15 protein-coding genes and 1 pseudogene are annotated in these 17,453 nt (G+C 73.9%); 7 read left to right on the top strand and 9 right to left on the bottom strand.

The genetic code is table 11. The features are described 5' to 3' along the window. Nucleotides 1-22 precede the first annotated feature (22 nt). Complete coding sequence (locus tag AQJ30_RS25910; protein ID WP_067238612.1) at nucleotides 23-538, bottom strand: hypothetical protein; 516 nt, start codon at nucleotides 536-538, stop codon at nucleotides 23-25. A 456-nt stretch (nucleotides 539-994) separates the two neighbouring features. Here AQJ30_RS25910 and AQJ30_RS25905 point away from each other — a divergent pair, with 456 nt between their 5' ends. Both AQJ30_RS25905 and AQJ30_RS25900 read left to right on the top strand, forming a co-directional pair. Continuing rightward, nucleotides 995-4,447, top strand: coding sequence for a hypothetical protein (locus tag AQJ30_RS25905; RefSeq protein ID WP_067238609.1), 3,453 nt, complete (start codon nucleotides 995-997; stop codon nucleotides 4,445-4,447). Nucleotides 4,448-4,456: 9 nt separating this feature from the next. Continuing rightward, nucleotides 4,457-4,840, top strand: a complete 384-nt coding sequence (locus tag AQJ30_RS25900; RefSeq protein WP_067238606.1) for a hypothetical protein — start codon at nucleotides 4,457-4,459, stop codon at nucleotides 4,838-4,840. A gap of 73 nt (nucleotides 4,841-4,913) precedes the next feature. On the opposite strand, the gene AQJ30_RS25895 is transcribed toward AQJ30_RS25900, so the two are convergent. Both AQJ30_RS25895 and AQJ30_RS25890 read right to left on the bottom strand, forming a co-directional pair. Continuing rightward, the gene (locus AQJ30_RS25895; RefSeq protein WP_067238604.1) at nucleotides 4,914-5,441 is read right to left on the bottom strand and encodes a hypothetical protein; all 528 of its coding nucleotides are present in this window, start codon (nucleotides 5,439-5,441) and stop codon (nucleotides 4,914-4,916) included. 184 nt (nucleotides 5,442-5,625) lie between these two features. After that, nucleotides 5,626-6,033: an ATP-binding protein gene (locus AQJ30_RS25890; protein ID WP_245727123.1), complete on the bottom strand. Its 408-nt coding sequence runs from the start codon at nucleotides 6,031-6,033 to the stop codon at nucleotides 5,626-5,628. A 223-nt stretch (nucleotides 6,034-6,256) separates the two neighbouring features. Between AQJ30_RS25890 and AQJ30_RS39555 the strand changes: the two genes are divergently transcribed. The 3 genes and pseudogenes from AQJ30_RS39555 to AQJ30_RS39550 form a co-directional block, all read left to right on the top strand. After that, nucleotides 6,257-6,622 carry an STAS domain-containing protein gene (locus AQJ30_RS39555; protein ID WP_067238599.1) on the top strand — a complete coding sequence of 122 codons (366 nt, stop codon included), beginning with the start codon at nucleotides 6,257-6,259 and terminating at the stop codon, nucleotides 6,620-6,622. Between the two features lie 164 nt (nucleotides 6,623-6,786). Next, nucleotides 6,787-8,445, top strand: coding sequence for a catalase (locus tag AQJ30_RS25880; RefSeq protein ID WP_067238596.1), 1,659 nt, complete (start codon nucleotides 6,787-6,789; stop codon nucleotides 8,443-8,445). A 19-nt stretch (nucleotides 8,446-8,464) separates the two neighbouring features. Continuing rightward, nucleotides 8,465-8,656: pseudogene (locus AQJ30_RS39550) on the top strand (SDR family NAD(P)-dependent oxidoreductase); the annotation flags it as partial. Between the two features lie 435 nt (nucleotides 8,657-9,091). On the opposite strand, the gene AQJ30_RS38520 reads toward AQJ30_RS39550, so the two are convergent. Together AQJ30_RS38520 and AQJ30_RS25875 are read right to left on the bottom strand one after the other, a co-directional pair. Continuing rightward, the gene (locus AQJ30_RS38520) at nucleotides 9,092-9,268 is read right to left on the bottom strand and encodes a hypothetical protein (RefSeq protein ID WP_159052391.1); all 177 of its coding nucleotides are present in this window, start codon (nucleotides 9,266-9,268) and stop codon (nucleotides 9,092-9,094) included. A 13-nt stretch (nucleotides 9,269-9,281) separates the two neighbouring features. Then, nucleotides 9,282-10,442: an N-acetylmuramoyl-L-alanine amidase gene (locus tag AQJ30_RS25875; RefSeq protein WP_245727122.1), complete on the bottom strand. Its 1,161-nt coding sequence runs from the start codon at nucleotides 10,440-10,442 to the stop codon at nucleotides 9,282-9,284. A gap of 358 nt (nucleotides 10,443-10,800) precedes the next feature. On the opposite strand from AQJ30_RS25875, the gene AQJ30_RS25870 reads away from it, so the two are divergent. Then, nucleotides 10,801-11,997: a cytochrome P450 family protein gene (locus AQJ30_RS25870; protein ID WP_067238592.1), complete on the top strand. Its 1,197-nt coding sequence runs from the start codon at nucleotides 10,801-10,803 to the stop codon at nucleotides 11,995-11,997. Between the two features lie 38 nt (nucleotides 11,998-12,035). Here AQJ30_RS25870 and AQJ30_RS25865 read toward each other — a convergent pair whose 3' ends face one another. The 3 genes from AQJ30_RS25865 to AQJ30_RS25855 all read right to left on the bottom strand — a co-directional run bounded on the left by AQJ30_RS25865 (nucleotide 12,036) and on the right by AQJ30_RS25855 (nucleotide 14,519). After that, entirely contained in the window at nucleotides 12,036-12,386 is a 351-nt protein-coding gene (locus AQJ30_RS25865) for a hypothetical protein (RefSeq protein ID WP_067238590.1), read from the bottom strand. Nucleotides 12,387-12,707: 321 nt separating this feature from the next. Then, nucleotides 12,708-13,079, bottom strand: coding sequence for an STAS domain-containing protein (locus tag AQJ30_RS25860; protein WP_067238589.1), 372 nt, complete (start codon nucleotides 13,077-13,079; stop codon nucleotides 12,708-12,710). A gap of 183 nt (nucleotides 13,080-13,262) precedes the next feature. Then, the gene (locus AQJ30_RS25855) at nucleotides 13,263-14,519 is read right to left on the bottom strand and encodes a cytochrome P450 (protein WP_067238586.1); all 1,257 of its coding nucleotides are present in this window, start codon (nucleotides 14,517-14,519) and stop codon (nucleotides 13,263-13,265) included. Between the two features lie 139 nt (nucleotides 14,520-14,658). Here AQJ30_RS25855 and AQJ30_RS25850 point away from each other — a divergent pair, with 139 nt between their 5' ends. Further along, on the top strand, nucleotides 14,659-15,597 hold the full coding sequence (locus AQJ30_RS25850; protein WP_067238584.1) for a Rieske (2Fe-2S) protein: 939 nt from the start codon (nucleotides 14,659-14,661) through the stop codon (nucleotides 15,595-15,597). A gap of 15 nt (nucleotides 15,598-15,612) precedes the next feature. Here the strand turns inward: AQJ30_RS25850 and ctaD are convergent, their stop codons facing one another. After that, nucleotides 15,613-17,331, bottom strand: coding sequence for an aa3-type cytochrome oxidase subunit I (gene ctaD / locus AQJ30_RS25845; protein ID WP_079084301.1), 1,719 nt, complete (start codon nucleotides 17,329-17,331; stop codon nucleotides 15,613-15,615). Nucleotides 17,332-17,453 lie beyond the last annotated feature (122 nt).

Genomic DNA, 17,453 nt, shown 5'->3' with positions numbered 1-17,453 from the left:
GGTCGTCTTCCCCGTGTGTCGGTTACTTGCTGGTGCGGATCTCGACCAGGACGAAGTCGCGGCCGTCCGGGTCGGCGGCCTCGCCGGCCGCCTTCCACTCGCCCTTGCCGACGTCGATGCTCTGCGTCGCGCCGTCGGTGGTGAGCTTGAGGTCCGCCTCGTGGTCCGCCTCGCCCTTGACGCCGTAGACGGAGGGGATCTCCAGGCTGAGGTAACCGGAGGTGCCCGTAGCGCGGAAGCAGATCTTCTCGCTCTTGCGGGAGTACACCTCCATCAGCCCGGTGCCGGAGGAGCAGTCGGCGAGCGTGATGTGCCCGTCGCCCCGCTTGAGCACGATGCCCTTCTGCGCCTTGATGGCGTCCGCGCCGGGGTAGGTGAAGTCCTCGACCGCGTAGCCGGGCGCGCCGTCGACCACCGTGGAGGTGCGGGTGACGGAGGCGTGGTGAGCGGTGCCGGAGGAGGCGGCCGCGACGGCGAGGGCGCCGGCGCAGACCGCGGCGGCCGCACCCGTGACGATGGTGCGGCGTACGGGATTCATGGATGGTCCCCCTGGATGAGTTGCTTTGAGGCCCCGCTGCTCGTGCGTCCCTCGGGGAGCGAGCGGAGCGGGGTGGGTCCGTGCAGCGCCTGCAGAAGTCCCGTACGGGATCAGGCGTGTGACCGAGGGTCAGACGGTCACAGCGGACGGTGCATTCAAACAGGCGTGCGCGGCCCGTGCGGGCCCCCTGTTCGCATCAATGGGGACAAAAGGGTCTGTGTCGTTTCTCACGAGGCCATGATCAACTGATGGCTGGTCAAGATCGGTTCGAGTGACTTAAGTTCAGCTGCGCGTGATCAGCGCCACCGGTCCGTACGGCAGGCGCCGCCGTGTGCCCCGAGCCCGACCAGCTCGCCCGGGCACCGGCCCCGACCCACGCACGTCGAACTGACGCACCCGGGTGCTCCCGTCCCTGACCAGGACGCGCGCCACCGGGTGCCGATCCATGGGGGATCCTTGAATACCACGTACTGGAGCCGGCGCCGCGTCCTCACCGCCGCCGGTGCCGCGACCGCGGCCACCGCCGTCTCCTTGGCAGCACCCTCCCGCGCCCTGGCCGCCACCGCGGCCGCCACCGCCGGGTCCACGGACCTCCCGGTGCTTCCCCACTTGCCGGACACCGACCGCGCGCGGGCCGTCACCGCCTGGAAGATCGGCGGACGGTCGGTCAAGAGCGCGGCGACCCAGGCGCTCACCGGCTCCGCCGCCGACATCGGCCGCTTCCTCGGCGCGGACCTCGCCACCGCCACCGCCGAGGACAACCGCTTCGCGCTCCTCAAGGCGCTGCCCGCCACCGGCAAGGGCGTGGCCCGCGACGCCGCGGCGGCGCTCGACGCCGGCGACGACGCCGTCCACGCCTTCCTGACCGGCGGATACCGGACCGCCGAGCTGGAGGACCTCCGCGTCACCACCCTGGCCGTCCTCAACAGCGGCGGGACGGGCGTGAAGCGCGCGGCCCAGTCCGCCCTCGACACCGGCACCAGCGACGCACTGACCGACTTCCTGCTGAACACGCAGGTCACGGCCCGGCGCGAGGACGAGCGGGCCGAGGTCTTCGCCCTCCTCGCCACCGCCTCACCCGAGGTGAAGAAGTACGCCCAGCGCGCCCTGGACGCCGGCACTCCCTCCGCGATCCACTGGTTCCTGAACACCGGGCAGCACATCGCGCGGGCCCGGGACCGGGAGACCGCCACCATCGACCAGCTCGTGGCGATCGTGGAACGCGAGGGCAAGCGCGCCCAGCTCACCTCCGACCGGGCCGTCACCGCCTCCGCCAAGGCGAAGGAAGCCGCCGCCCAAGCCAAGGCGGCCGCCCAGAAGGCCGCAGCGGAGGCCGATGCGGCCCGCGACGACGTCCTCAAGTCCGGCAAGGCGGCCCGCAAGGCGGCGGCCGCCGCCCAGGGCGCCGCCTCCGCGTCCCGCACGGCCATCCAGGCCTCGGCGGCCGCGCACTCCGCCGCCCGCCGCGCCTCGTACGCCGCCACGGCGGCCGCGCAGGCCGCGGCGACCGCCGGGCGCGCCGCGTCCGCCGCCTACTCCGCCGCCCTGGACGCGGCGAAGGACGCCACCAAGGCCAGGGCCGCCCGCCTGGCCGCGGACGGGGCCAACAGGGCGGCGTCCCAGGCCCGTACCGCCGCCAAGGCGGCCGAGGCGGCGGTGACCGCCTCCCACCAGGCAGCCGCGGCCGGTCTCGCGGCCGCCGGTGCCGCCCGCGACTCCGCCGCCGCGGCACAGGCAGCCGCCACCGCCGCCGCGGCCTCGGGCGCCGCACAGGGGCAGGCCGCCGCCGCCAAGGCGGCCGCCGCGGAGGCCGGCGCCCAGGCGGCCCGTGCCACCAGCGCCGCCAACCGGGCCCAGTCCCTCGCCGACACCGCCGCCGCGGCCGCCCGCGCCGCCCGCGACGCGGCCAACTCCGCCGCCGACCACGCCGAGGCGGCCGCGAAGGCGGCCAAGGCCGCGGCGGACGGCGCCGTGAAGGCGGCCGACTTCGCCGCCACCGCCACCAAGTGGGCGAAGGAGTCGGTCACGGCGGCCGAGGCCGCGGTGAAGGCCGTCCAGGACGCCCAGGCCGTCGAGAAGGCCGCCCGTGACGCCGAGGCGCAGAGGCTCGCCGACGACACCGAGCAGTCCCTCGCCGAGGCACGGGAGATGGCCCGCGCGGAGGCGGAGGACCGGCAGAAGGCACGCGACGCCGCCACCCGGTCCGACGCCCTGGACGCCGAGACCAGGGACCTCGTCGCCCGGGCCGAGAAGGCCTACGCGGCCGGCGACACGGCGCAGGCCGTCGACAGCGGCCGCAGGGCCGCGATGAACCTGGTCTCCACGACGATCGGTACCTGGAGCCGGGACGCCGCCGAACACGCCCTCGCCGGCGCCGACGAGGACGTCCTGGCCTGGATCGCCGCGGACCGGCAGCTCGCGCAGAACCAGGACGACCGCGAGACGGTCCTCACCGTGGCGAAGGTGTCCACCGAGCTGGTGGCGACCGCCGCCTCCAAGGCCCTGGCCGCCGACGACGCCGGCGCCGTGAGCACCTTCCTGACCACCGGGATCAAGGAAGCCGCCGCCGAGGACAACCGCGTCGCCGTCCTGAAGATCCTCGACGGCAACCCCGGCAAGGCGGTCTCCGCGGCGGCGCGCACCGCGCTGGACGACGGTTCGCCCCAGGCGCTGCACGGCTTCTTCACCACCTACGCCGACAACATCAGGCAGGACGACGAGGCCGCCGTCTTCACCGTCCTCGACTCGGCCGGCCCCTACACCAAGGCCGCCGCCCAGGTGGCCCTCGAGGGCCCGACGTGGATGCGCCGGGACTTCGTCACCACCGTGTGCCACCGCACGGCGCAGCTCGACCACGACGCCGCCACGCACGTGGCCGCGATCCGCGCGTCCATCGCCCGGGCCGCGAAGATCGCCCAGGACGCGCAGAAGGACGCCTACCAGGCGTCGAAGGCGGCGGCCGACGCGCGCAAGGCACAGAACGAGGCGGCCAAGTGGGCGGACAAGGCCAAGGCATCCGCCGCCAAGGCCACCGAGTACGCCGTCGAGGCCGACGCCAACGCGGACGCGGCGGAGCAGTCCGCGAAGGACGCCCAGGCCGCCGCGGACAAGGCGAAGGCCGCCGCGGCCTCCGCCCGCGCCGCCGCGCGGCAGGCGAACTACTCGGCGAACCAGGCCGTCGCCTCCGCCGCCGCGGCGGCGGTGTCCGCCGGCCAGGCGCAGGCGTCCTCGAACGCGGCCCGCGCCTCCAAGATCGCGGCCGGCAAGGACGCGGCGGCCGCCGCCCAGGCCGCCAGCCAGGCGCGCGCCACGGCGGTCGAGAAGCGCCGGCAGGAGCTCGTCGAAGCCACGCGACAGGCGGCGCAGACGGCGAAGCAGAACCGGCAGAACGGCGTCGACCCCGCCGGCAACAGCGCCAACGACAAGGTCGACAGCCCCTCCGGCTGGGGCAGCAAGGACGACTGGCGGGACTTCGCGCAGCTGCTGAACGCGGTCAGCGCCGTCTCCGGCACCGCGGCCGCGCTCAGCCTGCTCGTCCCACCGCCCTTCGGCGAGGCGGCCGCCGGCGTGTTCGGCACCATCTCCTGGGTCACCGGCATCGGCTCCGCCGTCATCACCGGTTTCACCGACGGCTGGACCTCGGACGCGTTCTTCGGCTCCGTGGCGGGTCTGGCGGTCGGTGCCCTCACCGGCGGCTTCGCCCTGGGCAGGGTCAAGGTCCCGGGCATGTCCCAGGCCATCGAGTGGGGTGCGCAGGGCCTGAAGAGCGGCACCGTGCTGGCCACGCGGATCGGTCATGAGATGGTGGGCCCGGCCGTCACCTACGCGACCACCGCGTGGGACGCGGCCGGTGACACCGTGTCGGGCATCGGGGACGCCATCTCCGACGGCTGGGATTCCCTCTTCTAGGACCGCCCCATGTTCCTGTCACTGTCCACCAGCGTGTGGATCCTCATCGCGGCGGGGGCGACGGTCGTCAACCTCGCCGCGATGCAGTGGATCATCCAGGTCCCCCGCTACCGCAAGCGGCAGTTCTGGATGCCGGTCATCGGCATCGTCGCCGTGGGCGCGCGGGGCCTGGCCCAGCACGACACCCTGGCCGAGACCCTGTACCTCTACGCGGCGCTCATGGTCCTGTTCCCGCTCGTGCTGGCCCCGGTGCGCCGCACGATCACCCGGGACCACCAGCGCTGGGTGCAGGACCCGACGACGAAGGCCGACAAGGGCGCGATGACGTGGATCGCCGTCTCGGCGACGGTCCTGCTCGTCGTCATCGGCGCGGTCTACGCGGCGGGGGCGTAGGGTCAGCGACCGGGCCGGCCCGCCCCGCCGACCCGGGGCGGGGCGGAAGCCGGAACGCGGGAGTCGGAACGCCCTAGCCGAAGACCTCCACCGCGCGGCGGACGCGCCAGTCCTCCAGGATCTCCTGCTGGCGCGCCGCGCGCTCCAGGAGGGCGTCCAGGCGGTGGGCGTCCAGGCGGGCGTCGGTCTCGGCCAGCCGGCGCAGGACCCGCCAGCCGGCCGCCTTCCCCTCGACCGCCACGCGCAGCGCCTCCAGTTCGACGACCGTGCTGAGCGGGGAGCGGCGCACCAGACGGCCGTTGGTCTTCAGCAGCCCCGCCTTCTCCGCCGCCCAGCCCGCCACGACCTTGTAGCGCCGGACGGGAAGGTCGAGGTCCCGCATGATCGCGAGGAGCGCCGCCCGGTCCTCGGCGACCTCCGCGGCGACGGGTTCCAGGGCGGCGCCCAGGTCCGTGCCGCGCGCCGTGCCGGCCAGCCGGCGGATGCGCTCCACGCCGCCGGTGGCGCCCATGAGGTGGTCGTTGAGGTAGATGCCCAGCAGTGCGGGACCGTCGTGCGTGCGGTCCGGGTGGGCGGTGCGGGAGGACTGCCCGGCCGTCATCGTGTGCCCCTTCGTCGTGGCGGACCACGGGACCGGTCCCGGCCCCGGGCTCACGCCCCGGGTACCCGCGGCGGGGGGCACCGCACGGGCCCCACGGGGGCGGCTGCGGTCCGCCCTGACCGCGCGAACTGCGTGCGCCGTACGGCCGCGGTGCGCCGTTCCGCACGGCGTGCCACCGGCCCCGTCACCGCGCGCTGTCCCCGCCCTCCTCGACCAGCCGGATCCGGGCGACCACGCGCTTGCCGGCCCCCTCGCGCCGGGCCTCGAAGCCGTCCGCGACGGCCCGTACGATCTCCAGCCCGTGCTGGCCCACCCGGCCGGGGTCGGCGTCGCGGGCCACCGGCAGCACCGGGTCGCTGTCCCACACCGCCACGTCCACCGCGTCACCGGTGACCCGCAGGTCCAGCAGGACGGGTCCGGGCGCGTACTTGTGCGCGTTGGTGACGAGTTCGCTGACCACCAGCACCGCGGTCTGCTGGGCGCGCGGGGACACCGGGACGCCGTGCTCGTCCCGCACCCGGTCCAGGAAGGCGGCGGTGAGGTGCCGTGCGTGGGCGATGCGGCCGCCGCCCGGTTCCAGGTCGGCCGTCATCCGCGGCGCACCGGGTTCCGGGGCCCTGTCCCCTCCGAGCAGAACCGGCTCCATCCCCACCGCCTCGTCACCCCGTTCCCTGCCGCCGACGTGCCGCGCACGTGCCCTGTCGCGCCCGCGCAAAAGGCGGGGCCACCCAGGTGCATCCCCGCCGCGTTGGGGGCAGTCTTACGACCGGCAAGTGCTGGCCGGAGATTCACCGAGTGTCGTTGACGAGGAAAGTGTGGCAGACAACCACGAATGGGCGGACGCGAACGGGCTGACCGTCTCCCGCCGCAGCCGCGACGGCGTGCTCATCGTCGCCGCCCGCGGCGAGATCGACCTCAACAGCTGCGCACCGCTGGCGCAGGCCCTGGCGGTGCCCGGGGAGGCGACAGCACCCCGGACCGTGATCGACCTCAGCGGCGTCACGTTCATGGACTCCACCGGCATCAACCTCCTCATCGGTGCGGACCGGGCGGCCCGCGGCGCCCGGGGCTGGCTGCGCCTGGCCGCGCCCACCGAGGCGGTCCTGCGGACCATGCGGCTCGTCGGCCTGGACCTGGTCATCCCCAGCTACCCCACCCTGAGCGAGGCGCTGGAGGCGTGAGGGAACCCGGCCCGCCCGCCGATCGCGTGGAATGTGCGGATCGAGGTGACTCGCCCGCGGCGATCGGGTACCCGTGACTCCCTCTGTGACCAGGCGGCGGCCACTGCCCCAGTGGCCCCGCACCCCGCGTTGCCCGTGGGGACGAGCCGAAGGAGTCCGCAGTCATGACGGACGTATCGAGCCAGGGTCCCGCCCCCGGTGACGACCGCGAGGTGCTCACCAACCGGCAGGGACACCCCGTCTACGACAACCAGAACCAGCGCACCGTCGGCGCCCGGGGCCCCGCCACCCTGGAGAACTACCAGTTCCTGGAGAAGATCAGCCACTTCGACCGCGAGCGCATCCCCGAGCGGGTGGTCCACGCCCGCGGCGTCACCGCGTACGGCTACTTCGAGGCGTACGGCGCCTGGGGCGACGAGCCCATCGCCCGCTACACGCGCGCCAAGCTCTTCCAGGAGCGGGGCAAGCGCACCGACCTCGCCGTCCGCTTCTCCACCGTGATCGGCGGCCGGGACTCCTCCGAGGCCGCCCGCGACCCCCGGGGCTTCGCGGTGAAGTTCTACACCGAGGACGGCAACTGGGACCTGGTCGGCAACAACCTGGGCGTCTTCTTCATCCGGGACGCGATCAAGTTCCCGGACGTCATCCACGCCCTCAAGCCCGACCCGGTGACCTTCGAGCAGCAGCCCCGGCGCATCTTCGACTTCATGTCGCAGACGCCCGAGTCGATGCACATGCTGGTCAACCTGTTCAGCCCGCGCGGCATCCCCGCCGACTACCGCCACATGCAGGGCTTCGGCGTCAACACGTACAAGTGGGTCAACGAGCAGGGCGACACCAAGCTCGTGAAGTACCACTGGATGCCCAAGCAGGGCGTGCGCAGCATGACCGAGGAGGACGCCGCGAACGTGCAGGCCGACTCCCTCGGCCACGCCACCAAGGACCTGTACGAGGCCGTGGCCCGCGGCGACTTCCCCGAGTGGGAACTGCTCGTGCAGATGATGGACGACGGCGAGCACCCGGAGCTGGACTTCGACCCGCTGGACGACACCAAGACCTGGCCCGAGCAGGACTTCCCGCCCAAGGCCGTGGGCCGGATGGTGCTCGACCGGATGCCGGAGAACTTCTTCGCCGAGAACGAGCAGATCTCCTTCGGCACCGGCGTCCTCGTCGACGGCCTGGACTTCTCCGACGACAAGATGCTGGTCGGCCGCACCTTCTCCTACAGCGACACCCAGCGCTACCGGGTCGGCCCGAACTACCTCCAGCTGCCCGTCAACCAGGCCAAGAACTCCGAGGTGCGCACCAACCAGCGCGACGGCCAGATGACCTACCACGTCGACGGCGGCGGCGAGAACCCGATCGTCAACTACGAGCCGTCGATCACCGGCGGGCTGCGTGAGGCCCAGTACCCCACGCACGACGAGCAGGGCCCGGAGATCCGGGGCCGGCTGACCCGCAAGCGGATCCCGCTGACCAACGACTACCTCCAGGCCGGCCAGCGCTACCTGCTGATGGAGGACTGGGAGCGCGACGACCTGGTCAAGAACCTCACGACCATGCTGTCCCAGTGCGACCGGCCGGTGCAGGAGCGCATGGTCTGGCACTTCCTGCTGGTCGAGAACGACCTGGGCCGCCGGGTCGGCGACGGCCTGGGCATCGCCCCGGCCGACGTCGCCCACCTGGAGCCGCTGGCCGGCCAGGACCTCTCCGAGGAGGACCGCAAGCGGCTCGCCAACCTGGGCGAGAACCCGCCGCGCGACGTGGAGGGCCTGACCATGACCCACTGCGTCCCCGACGAACGGCACGTGGTCACGCGGTAGGTCCGCGCCGTGGTACGAGCTGGCCAGGCAGCTCGCGGCACACGGCTACGACCTGGTGGTCAACGCCGAGGACGCCCGTCTCGAGCTCGCCGCCGAGCGACTGCGCGAGACGGGCGTCGCCGTGCGTGCCGTGCGGGCGGACCTGCGGGACCCCGCCGAGGTGCTCGCCAAGCCGCTGCTGCGCGAGATGGTCGCCCGCGAGGCCGGGCGTACACGAAGGCGGCGATGCACCGCGAGCAGGCGGAACCGGGAACGGGCAGCGGCGGCGACGACGCCTGAACGCACCCCGAACCTCTGGGCTTGCTCAAGAAGGGCTTGGGGCGGTCACCGGGGTGGGCACCCTCGGAGCAGCCGGTGCAGACGCCCGGCGCGAAGGGGGAGACGTCATGGTTCTTGCGCTCGTGGTGGTGGGAGCGGTCCTGGTGGTCCTGGCCGTCGTCGGGACCGTGCGGTCGGCGCGCAGGGCCCGGCGGCGGGCCCGGACGTATCCGGGCCTGCGCGGCGGGCCGGGGGGAGCCCGCCGCGGTCCCGGCATGTGGCCCTCGGACGCACCGCGGGTGGGGGGTACGTCCGGGCCGGGGGAGGGCCCGGACACGGGGACGGTCCTCGGCACGTCCTGGTACGTGGCGGAGACGTCCGGGGGCTCCTACAGCTCCTCCCATGGATCCCACCACGGGCACCACGGGCACGACTCCTCGCACCACGCCTCGTGCGGCTCCGGCTCCTCGTCCTGTGGCAGCAGCCCGTCGTCGTGCGGCAGTTCGTCGTCCTGCGGCAGCAGCTCCTCGTCGTGCGGGAGTTCGTCGTCCTGCGGCAGCAGCACCTGAGAGCGTGGGTCAGCCCGCCGCCTGCGCGGCCAGGGTCCGGATGCGGGTGAGCTCGGCGTACAGGGCGTCGCCGGGGCACTGGGTGTTGTAGCCGTCGCGGTGGCCGTGGATGGTCGGCATGCTGAGGCGGGTGCCCAGGGTCCACGCCTTCCCGAAGTAGTTGGTGCCGTCGGCGCCCGCGGTGAGCGTGGTGGTGCCGGTCGGGCTGACGCCGTACAGGCCGAGCTTCCAGGCGGCGAGGCGGGCCACCGCCGACGTCACCGCCTCGCCCGGCGCGGCAGTGGTGTACGTGCCGAGCACCGCGATCCCGGACGTCTCGGTGTTGAAGCCGTACGCGTGGGCGCCGAGCACCGGCCGGTCGACACCGCCCTTGCGGCCCTCGTAGAGCGTGCCGCACTTGTCGACCAGGAAGTTGTAGCCGATGTCCCGCCAGCCCAACTGCTGTACGTGGTAGGCGTAGATGCCCCGTACGACGGCGGGGGCGTCGGCGCAGGCGTAGGCGTTGCTGCCGGCGGTGTGGTGGACCACGACCGCTTTGACCTTGCCGCCGGGGAGGTACTGCGGGGCCGCCGGGCTGATCGACTCGTCCGCGCCCCATCCGGCCCGTGAGGTGATGGCAGGCCGCACGGCGCCCAGCGTCCCCGTACCGCCGTCGGCGGGCTGCGCCGGGCTGCCGGCGGCCGGAGTGACCGGGGTGACTGGGGTGCTCGGGGTGCCCCCGCCCGGGTCGATCAGGTCCAGCCGCAGCCCGGCGGGCAGCACGGCCGTCGTGTCGGAGTCGACCCCGATGCGGACCTCCGCGCCGTCGGACGGCCCGGCCCACACCGCCGAGGTACCGCCCCGGCGGGCCGAGGCGTCACCGGGGCCGTCGTCCGCGTCGAGCGCCGACCAGCCGGACCACTGGCCCGAGACGGCGCTGCGGGTACGGAACTCGGCCGTGCCGGTGAGCCGGGCCCGGGGGTCGTCCCAAGTCACGCCGAGCAGGCTGAAGGGACGCGTCGCCGACAGCCGTACGGCGGCATCGCGCTGGCCCGGGGCGACGGGCAGCGCCCGGGTCTGGCTGTGCGCGGCGACGGGGCGGGGACCGTCGGACGGCACGGCCGGCCCGGGGGCTCCCTGCAGGGCGAACACCCCGGTGACGGCCGCGGCGGCCATCTGTACCCAGTTCACGTATGGACTCTCCCGTCGAGGAACGCCGTGGCGCCGGGCGGCAGGTACGGCTGCTGCTTGACGATCGTCGGATCATCGGCCCGGGTCGGCAGGGGGAGGCCCCGCCGCGTGCCTCGAAGGGGGGAGCGGGATCGGCCGGACGGAGCACGGGAGCCGGTGCGCGGGCCCGCCCGCCGCCTGCTGCTGCCCCGCGGCCGGGCCCGAACGGGCCGGCCGTGCCGTGCGGCGATCGGCCGGGCCCGGCGCCGATCGGCCAACTCCGCGTCCGGAGTCGGCCGATGTGCACCGTTCGTGCGGGACCGGCGCCGCCGCGAAGGCACCATGGGCGGAGGTTCCCGCCCGAGAGGTGATTCCGCGCATGAGCATCGTCGATCTCGCCGCGCTCGGTGAGTCCTTCACCCGCGACCCGTTCCCCGTCTACGCCCGCTTACGGGCCCAGGGCCCCGTGCACCGGATCCGGATGCCCGAGGGCGGCACCGAGGCCTGGCTCGTCGTCGGCCACGAGGCCGGCCGCGCGGCGCTCACCGACCCCCGGCTCTCCAAGGACTGGGACAAGGCGTCCCCGCACCTCGGTCTGGGGACGGTCTCGGCGGGCCGGCACATGCTCCGGGTCGACCCGCCGGACCACACGCGCCTGCGCAAGGTCGTCGCCCGCGAGTTCACCCCGCGCCGCGTCGACGACCTCGCCCCGCGCATCCAGAAGACCACCGACCTGCTCCTGGACCGGATGCTCGCCGCGCCCGACGGGCGGGCCGACCTCGTGGAGGCGCTGGCGTTCCCGCTGCCCATCACGGTGATCTGCGACCTCCTCGGGGTGCCCGACCTGGACCGGGCGCCGTTCCGCGCCTGGTCGAACGACGCGCTCAGCGCCACCGACCGCGCGGTGCGCAAGGCCGCCGCCGACGCGATGGCCCAGTACATGCGGGAGCTGGTGGAGGAGAAGGGCCGGCACCCGGGCGACGACCTGATGAGCGCCCTGATCGAGGGCTCGCGCAACGACCCGGACGGCCTGTCGCAGGACGAACTGGTCGGCATGGCGTGGCTGTTGCTGGTCGCGGGCCACGAGACCACGGTCAACCTCATCGCCGGCGGCGTCCTGGCCCTGCTCACCCACCCCGACCAACTCGCCGCGCTGCGCGCCGACCTGGACCTGACCGAGCAGGCCGTCGAGGAGATGCTGCGCTACGAGGGCCCCCTGGAGACCCCGACCTACCGCTTCACCACGGAGCCCGTCACCCTCGGCGGCACCGAGATCCCCGGCGGGGGCGAACTCGTGCTGGTCGCCCTGGCCGACGCCAACCGGGACACGACGCGCTTCGCCGCGCCGGACCGCTTCGACATCACCCGCGACGCCCGCGGCCACCTGGCCTTCGGCCACGGCATCCACTACTGCCTGGGAGCACCCCTCGCCCGTCTGGAGGCCCGCATCGTCGTCCGGACCCTGCTGGAGCGCTGTCCGGACCTCGCGCTCGACGTCGATCCGGCCGCGCTCACCTGGCGGCAGGGCATGATGATCCGCGGCCCGCAGAGCCTGCCCGTACGGTTCGCCCGGTAGCCGCACGCCGCGCCGGGCGCGCCCGGCCGGTCACGGTGTCACGCGACCGACGTGTACGCGGTCGTCACGGCGGTGTCGGCGCGCGCGTGGATCACCAGGCGGACGTCGTGCGCCTCGGCGTTGGCCTCCAGCAGACGCCGGACGGGCGCGCTGGCCGCGGCCACGGAGAGCAGGATGCCGAGCCGACGGCACAGGCGCTGCACGCGCAGGATCACCCCGATGGTCGCGTGCAGCGCGGTCCGCGCGTCGAGGACGATGACGACGGCGGAGGGCCTGCACGCCTCGACCAGGCCGCTGATGCGTGGGTAGAGCGTGCCCCGACCGCCGGTGTCCGCGTCGTCGTGCAGCGTGAGGACGAGGACGTCCCGGTCGAGTGTGTGGGACAGCATCACGGCCTCCGATCAAGTGTGCGGTCACCCGCCTGGGCGACGGGTACCCGGCCCGGAATGCGTCATACGTTCCCGGTGTGGTCGGCACCGGGTGCGTGCCGGTGTGGACCGTCAACTCCCCAGCTGGCGGGAGCCGCAGGAGGTCCTGGCCCCGGAGCACCGCTCTGCGCGCGAGCACCCTGCTCGTCGCCGGGACGACCCATGCGGTGCTGGCCAAGACGCTGCATGCGACGGGCCCGCCCGGCGCCGCCTTCACCGCCGCCTTCACCGCCGCCCGCGACGGGCCGGTGCCCTCGTTCCGGGACGGCGGCTCCCCGCCGGTCAGGCGTGCAGGGCCGCCCCTGAGGTCGGGTAGCTGTCGATGACCTGGTCGATCCCGGTCAGCGCCAGGATGCGGGCGACCGGCTCGGACGGGGCGACCAGCGCCAGCCGCACACCCGTCTGCAGGGCCGTGCGGTAGGCGTTGATCAGGCTCGTCAGCCCCGACGAGTCGATGAACCCGGTGCCGGACAGCTCCACCAGCACGGTGGCGGGCCGCTCGGCGAGCACCGCGCGGGCGACCCGGTCGAAGCGGTCCCTCGTACCCCGGTCCAGTTCTCCGGACACGGTGATGAGACGGCTGTCGGGGGTGGGCCGGCCCGTGCGCACGTCCAGCTCCGTGTGACCTTCCGGGTCGGGACGGTTGCCGGTCATGACGGCGCCTCCCCACGGGGGCTCAGGGGGCTCAGGGTGCTCGTGGGACGAGCTCCTGCCGGTGGCCGGCGCGCCACTCGATGAGCCGCGCGCCGACGTCCCGTGTCCGCCGTCGCCCCTGCGCGGTGCGCCGGACGTCCTCCGCGTACCCAGCGGCGGACGCGGGACGCGCGACCGGCCGCCTCAGTCGCCCACGGGCGCCGGGGCCCGGACGCCGGTGACGGCGAAGCCGCTGCGGGGCCGTGCCGGGATGCGGCGCAGGGAGATGGTGAGGTCCTGGGCGGGCACCGTGTACTCCAGGCGGGCCAGCCGGATCGCCAGGGCCTCCAGCAGCCCGATGGTGAGTCCCTCGCCGGGGCAGCGGTGCCCGGTGCGCGGGTCGCCGCCGCCCTGCGGGATCAGCTCGTCGGCCCCGACCGGCCGCTCCAGGAACCGCTGGGGGCGGAAGGTGTACGGGTCGCCCCACAGCTTCTCGTCGTGGTTCTGCCCGTAGACGTCCAGCAGCACCAGCCCGCCCCGCGGCAGCTCCGCGCCGTTCCAGGTCAGGTCGGTCACGGCCAGGCCGCCGAGGAACGGGGCGAACGGGTAGAACCGCCGCACCTCGTGCACGAACGCGGCGGCGTAGGCGGCGTCGCCGGCCCGCAGCCGCTCCCGGTGCAGCGGCCACCGGTGCAGCGCGTGCGCCGCGAAGGCGACGAACCAGCTCACGGCGACGGTGGGACGGATGACGTTGAGCAGTTCCACGGCCGCCGTACCCGGCTCGAGGAGCTCGCCCGAGGCCTCCCGGTGCCGCGCCACCCGGTCGAGCACCGAGTCGGCCGGGGCGGTCATGGCGCCGGAGCGGACGTCCTCCACCAGCTCCGCGAGTCGCGCCTCCTGCCGGCCGCGGGCGCGCCGGGCCCGCCAGTGGCGGGGGCCCGCGGTGGCGAAGCCGTCGACCAGCGCGACCAGGTCGCGGGCCAGCGGCTCCGCCTCGTCGTCGCGCAGGGGCACCCCGGCCCAGCGGCACACGCCGCGGGTGAGCACCACGGCCGCCTCGTCGAAGAGGACGACGCCGGGACGCCCGGTCCAGGAGGTCACCGCCTCGTCCCACGCCGCGGCGACCTCCTCGACCAGCCCGGCGATCCGCTCCACGTGCAGCAGCGGCAGGAACAGCGACTTGCGGGCCCGGTGGGCGTCGCCGTCGAGCGTGTGGACCGCGCCCTTGCCGAAGAGCGTGCCCCGCACCGGTTCCGGGAGGGCGCCGTGCCGGTGCACGTGCCGTTCGTCGTAGAAGAAGCGCACCGCCTCGGGGCCGCGCACGGCCAGGGCGGGACGGCCCATGAGGCGGGTGCGGACCACGTGGTCCGGGCTCTCCCGCATGCGGTTGGGCAACCAGGCGTAGCCCTCGGCGAGCAGGGGCAGCGTGTGATCCGCCCAGGGGCGGCGGGGAGTCTGCATGGCCGCCGAGTGCCCCCCTCGCCCCCGCGGACACACCGGGCGCCCCGGCACCGCCGGGCGCACGCTCCGCGCCGCCCGTTTTGTACAGGTCGGGCGGGGAACACAGGGGCGCATGAGCGCATCGGTACGTCGCCGCCGGATGAAGCAGAACCGCATGCTGTGGCTGTTGGACCGCCTGGAGCGGCAGCCGCGCGCCGACCCCCTGATCGACACGCTGCGGTCGGGCGTCCACAAGCTGCCGCTCGGCGCCGGCCGGGACCTGCTCCACGGCCGGTGGCTCGGCCACCCCGTGCACCCCCTCATGGTGCAGGTGCCGATCGGCAGCTGGCTGTCGGCGGCGGTGCTGGACATGAGGCCGGGCCGGTCGCGCGAGGCGACGCTGCTGGTCGGCGTCGGCCTGGCCGCGGCGGCCCCCGCCGCCGCCGCGGGCGCCGTGGACTGGGCGGAGCTGCGCCCCGAACAGGCCCGCGTCGGACTGGTGCACGCGCTGGCGAACGTCGCGGGCGTCGGCCTGTACGCCGCCTCGCTCACCTGCAGGCTGCGGGGACGGGACGCCGCCGGCCGCACCCTCGGCTTCCTCGGCATGACCGCGGTGTCGCTCGGCGGCCTGCTGGGCGGCCACCTCGCCTACCGGCAGGCGTCCGGCGCCAACCACGCCGAGGAGGTCCCGCACGTCGTGCGCGAGGGCTGGCACCGGGTGGGAGACGTCGCCGACCTCCCCGTCGGCCGTCCCGTACGCCGCGTCGTCGACGACGTGCCCGTCCTGCTGGTGCGGGAGGCGGGCGGAACCATCCACGCGCTGGCCGAGCGGTGCAGCCACCTGGCCGGTCCGCTGGCCGAGGGGACCGTCGCCGACGGCTGCGTCACCTGCCCCTGGCACGGCAGCGTCTTCCGCCTCTCCGACGGCTGGAACGTCCGCGGCCCGGCGACGGCCCCGCAGCCCGCCTTCGACGCCCGGGAGGTCGACGGCCACGTCGAGATCCGCCTGCGCCGTGACGACCCGCGGTCGGCCAACGGCTGGAAGCCCCACTTCAAGGGCCGCAGCACCGGCGCGCACCGGGCGCACGGCAGCTCCTGACTCCGCCTCAGGGACTCACCGCGGCCGGCCCCGGTGCCCCTCGGCGTCCACCGCGTCCCGGCGGCCGCCGTGCTCCCCGTACTCGGCGTCCGCGATCTCCGGGTGGTGCAGGTCGAAGGCCGGCGACTCGGAGCGGATGCGCGGCAGCGCGGTGAAGTTGTGCCGGGGCGGCGGGCAGGAGGTCGCCCACTCCAGCGAACGGCCGTACCCCCAGGGGTCGTCGACCTCGATCCGCTCGCCGTGCCGGGCCGTCTTCCAGACGTTGTACAGGAACGGCAGCGTGGACAGCCCCAGCAGGAACGCGCCGATGGAGGAGACCGTGTTGAGCGCGGTGAAGCCGTCCGCGGCCAGGTAGTCGGCGTACCGGCGCGGCATCCCCTCGGCGCCCAGCCAGTGCTGCACGAGGAACGTCGTGTGGAAGCCCACGAACAGCGTCCAGAAGTGGATCTTCTCCACGCGCGGGTCCAGCATGGTGCCCGTCATCTTGGGCCACCAGAAGCTGAAGCCGCCGAACATGGCGAAGACGATCGTGCCGAACAGCACGTAGTGGAAGTGGGCGACGACGAAGTAGCTGTCGGTGACGTGGAAGTCCATCGGCGGGGACGCCAGCAGCACACCGGTGAGCCCGCCGAACAGGAAGGTCACCAGGAAGCCGGCCGCCCACAGCATGGGCGGTTCGAAGGACACGGAGCCCTTCCACAGGGTGCCGATCCAGTTGAAGAACTTCACCCCCGTCGGCACCGCGATCAGGAAGCTGAGCAGGGAGAAGAAGGGCAGCAGCACGGCCTGCGTGGCGAACATGTGGTGGGCCCACACCATGACGGACAGACCGGTGATCGTGATGGTCGCGCCGACCAGCCCCATGTAGCCGAAGATCGGCTTGCGGGAGAACACCGGGATGATCTCGGTGATCACCCCGAAGAACGGCAGGGCCAGGATGTACACCTCGGGGTGCCCGAAGAACCAGAACAGGTGCTGCCACAGGAGCGCACCGCCGTTCTCCGGGTCGAAGACGTGCGCGCCGAACTTGCGGTCCGCCTCCAGCGCGAACAGGGCCGCGGCCAGCACCGGGAAGGCGAGCAGCACCAGCACCGAGGTGAGCAGCACGTTCCAGGTGAAGATCGGCATGCGGAACATTGTCATGCCGGGCGCGCGCATGCAGATGATCGTGGTGATGAAGTTGACCGCACCGAGGATGGTGCCGAAGCCCGCCAGCGCCAGCCCCATGATCCACAGGTCGCCGCCGACGTACGCCGTGCGCTCCCCGCCGCTGAGCGGGGTGTACGCGGTCCAGCCGAAGTCGGCCGCGCCCTGCGGGGTGAGGAAGCTCGTCAGCACGAGCAGGCCGCCGAACAGGAACAGCCAGTACGAGAACATGTTCAGTCGCGGGAAGGCGACGTCGGGGGAGCCGATCTGCAGCGGCATGACCGCGTTGGCGAACCCCGCGAACGTGGGCGTCGCGAACAGCAGCAGCATGATCGTGCCGTGCATGGTGAACGCCTGGTTGTACTGCTCCTGCGACAGCAACTGCAGTCCAGGCCGGGCGAGTTCGGCCCTGATCGCCATGGCGAGCACCCCGCCCACCAGGAAGAAGCAGAACGAGGTGATCAGGTACAGGTGCCCGATCTTCTTGTGGTCGGTGGTGGTCAGCCAGCTGATGACGATGCGGCCCGGGCCGCCCGAGGGGCGCGCGGCCGCGGGTACCGGGGCGGCCGGTTCAGTGTGTGTGGCCATCGGTGTCCTCACGCGGCGGGGCAGTGGTGGCCGGTGCGTATCCAACTCCGGGCAGATTAGTCCTCCGCGTCGCGATCCGGCGGTGCACACGGCGCGGGACCGCCCGCCCCGACCCGTACGGG

The organism is Streptomyces longwoodensis (genome assembly GCF_001514125.1).
GTDB classification, from domain to species: Bacteria; Actinomycetota; Actinomycetes; order Streptomycetales; family Streptomycetaceae; genus Streptomyces; species Streptomyces longwoodensis.
The sequence above is the reverse complement of the archived record's forward strand: the minus strand, read 5'-3'. Positions and strand labels throughout refer to the sequence as shown.

Excerpts from the sequence above, each read along its gene's own strand:
- AQJ30_RS25900 (WP_067238606.1), top strand. The coding sequence starts at position 4,457 with ATGTTCCTGTCACTGTCCACCAGCGTGTGGATCCTCATCGCGGCGGGG.
- AQJ30_RS25860 (WP_067238589.1), bottom strand. The coding sequence starts at position 13,079 with ATGACCGGCAACCGTCCCGACCCGGAAGGTCACACGGAGCTGGACGTG.
- AQJ30_RS25890 (WP_245727123.1), bottom strand. The coding sequence starts at position 6,033 with ATGACGGCCGACCTGGAACCGGGCGGCGGCCGCATCGCCCACGCACGG.
- AQJ30_RS25855 (WP_067238586.1), bottom strand. The coding sequence starts at position 14,519 with ATGCAGACTCCCCGCCGCCCCTGGGCGGATCACACGCTGCCCCTGCTC.
- AQJ30_RS25880 (WP_067238596.1), top strand. The coding sequence starts at position 6,787 with ATGACGGACGTATCGAGCCAGGGTCCCGCCCCCGGTGACGACCGCGAG.
- AQJ30_RS25870 (WP_067238592.1), top strand. The coding sequence starts at position 10,801 with ATGAGCATCGTCGATCTCGCCGCGCTCGGTGAGTCCTTCACCCGCGAC.
- AQJ30_RS25910 (WP_067238612.1), bottom strand. The coding sequence starts at position 538 with ATGAATCCCGTACGCCGCACCATCGTCACGGGTGCGGCCGCCGCGGTC.
- AQJ30_RS25850 (WP_067238584.1), top strand. The coding sequence starts at position 14,659 with ATGAAGCAGAACCGCATGCTGTGGCTGTTGGACCGCCTGGAGCGGCAG.
- AQJ30_RS25895 (WP_067238604.1), bottom strand. The coding sequence starts at position 5,441 with ATGACGGCCGGGCAGTCCTCCCGCACCGCCCACCCGGACCGCACGCAC.
- AQJ30_RS25865 (WP_067238590.1), bottom strand. The coding sequence starts at position 12,386 with ATGCTGTCCCACACACTCGACCGGGACGTCCTCGTCCTCACGCTGCAC.
- ctaD (WP_079084301.1), bottom strand. The coding sequence starts at position 17,331 with ATGGCCACACACACTGAACCGGCCGCCCCGGTACCCGCGGCCGCGCGC.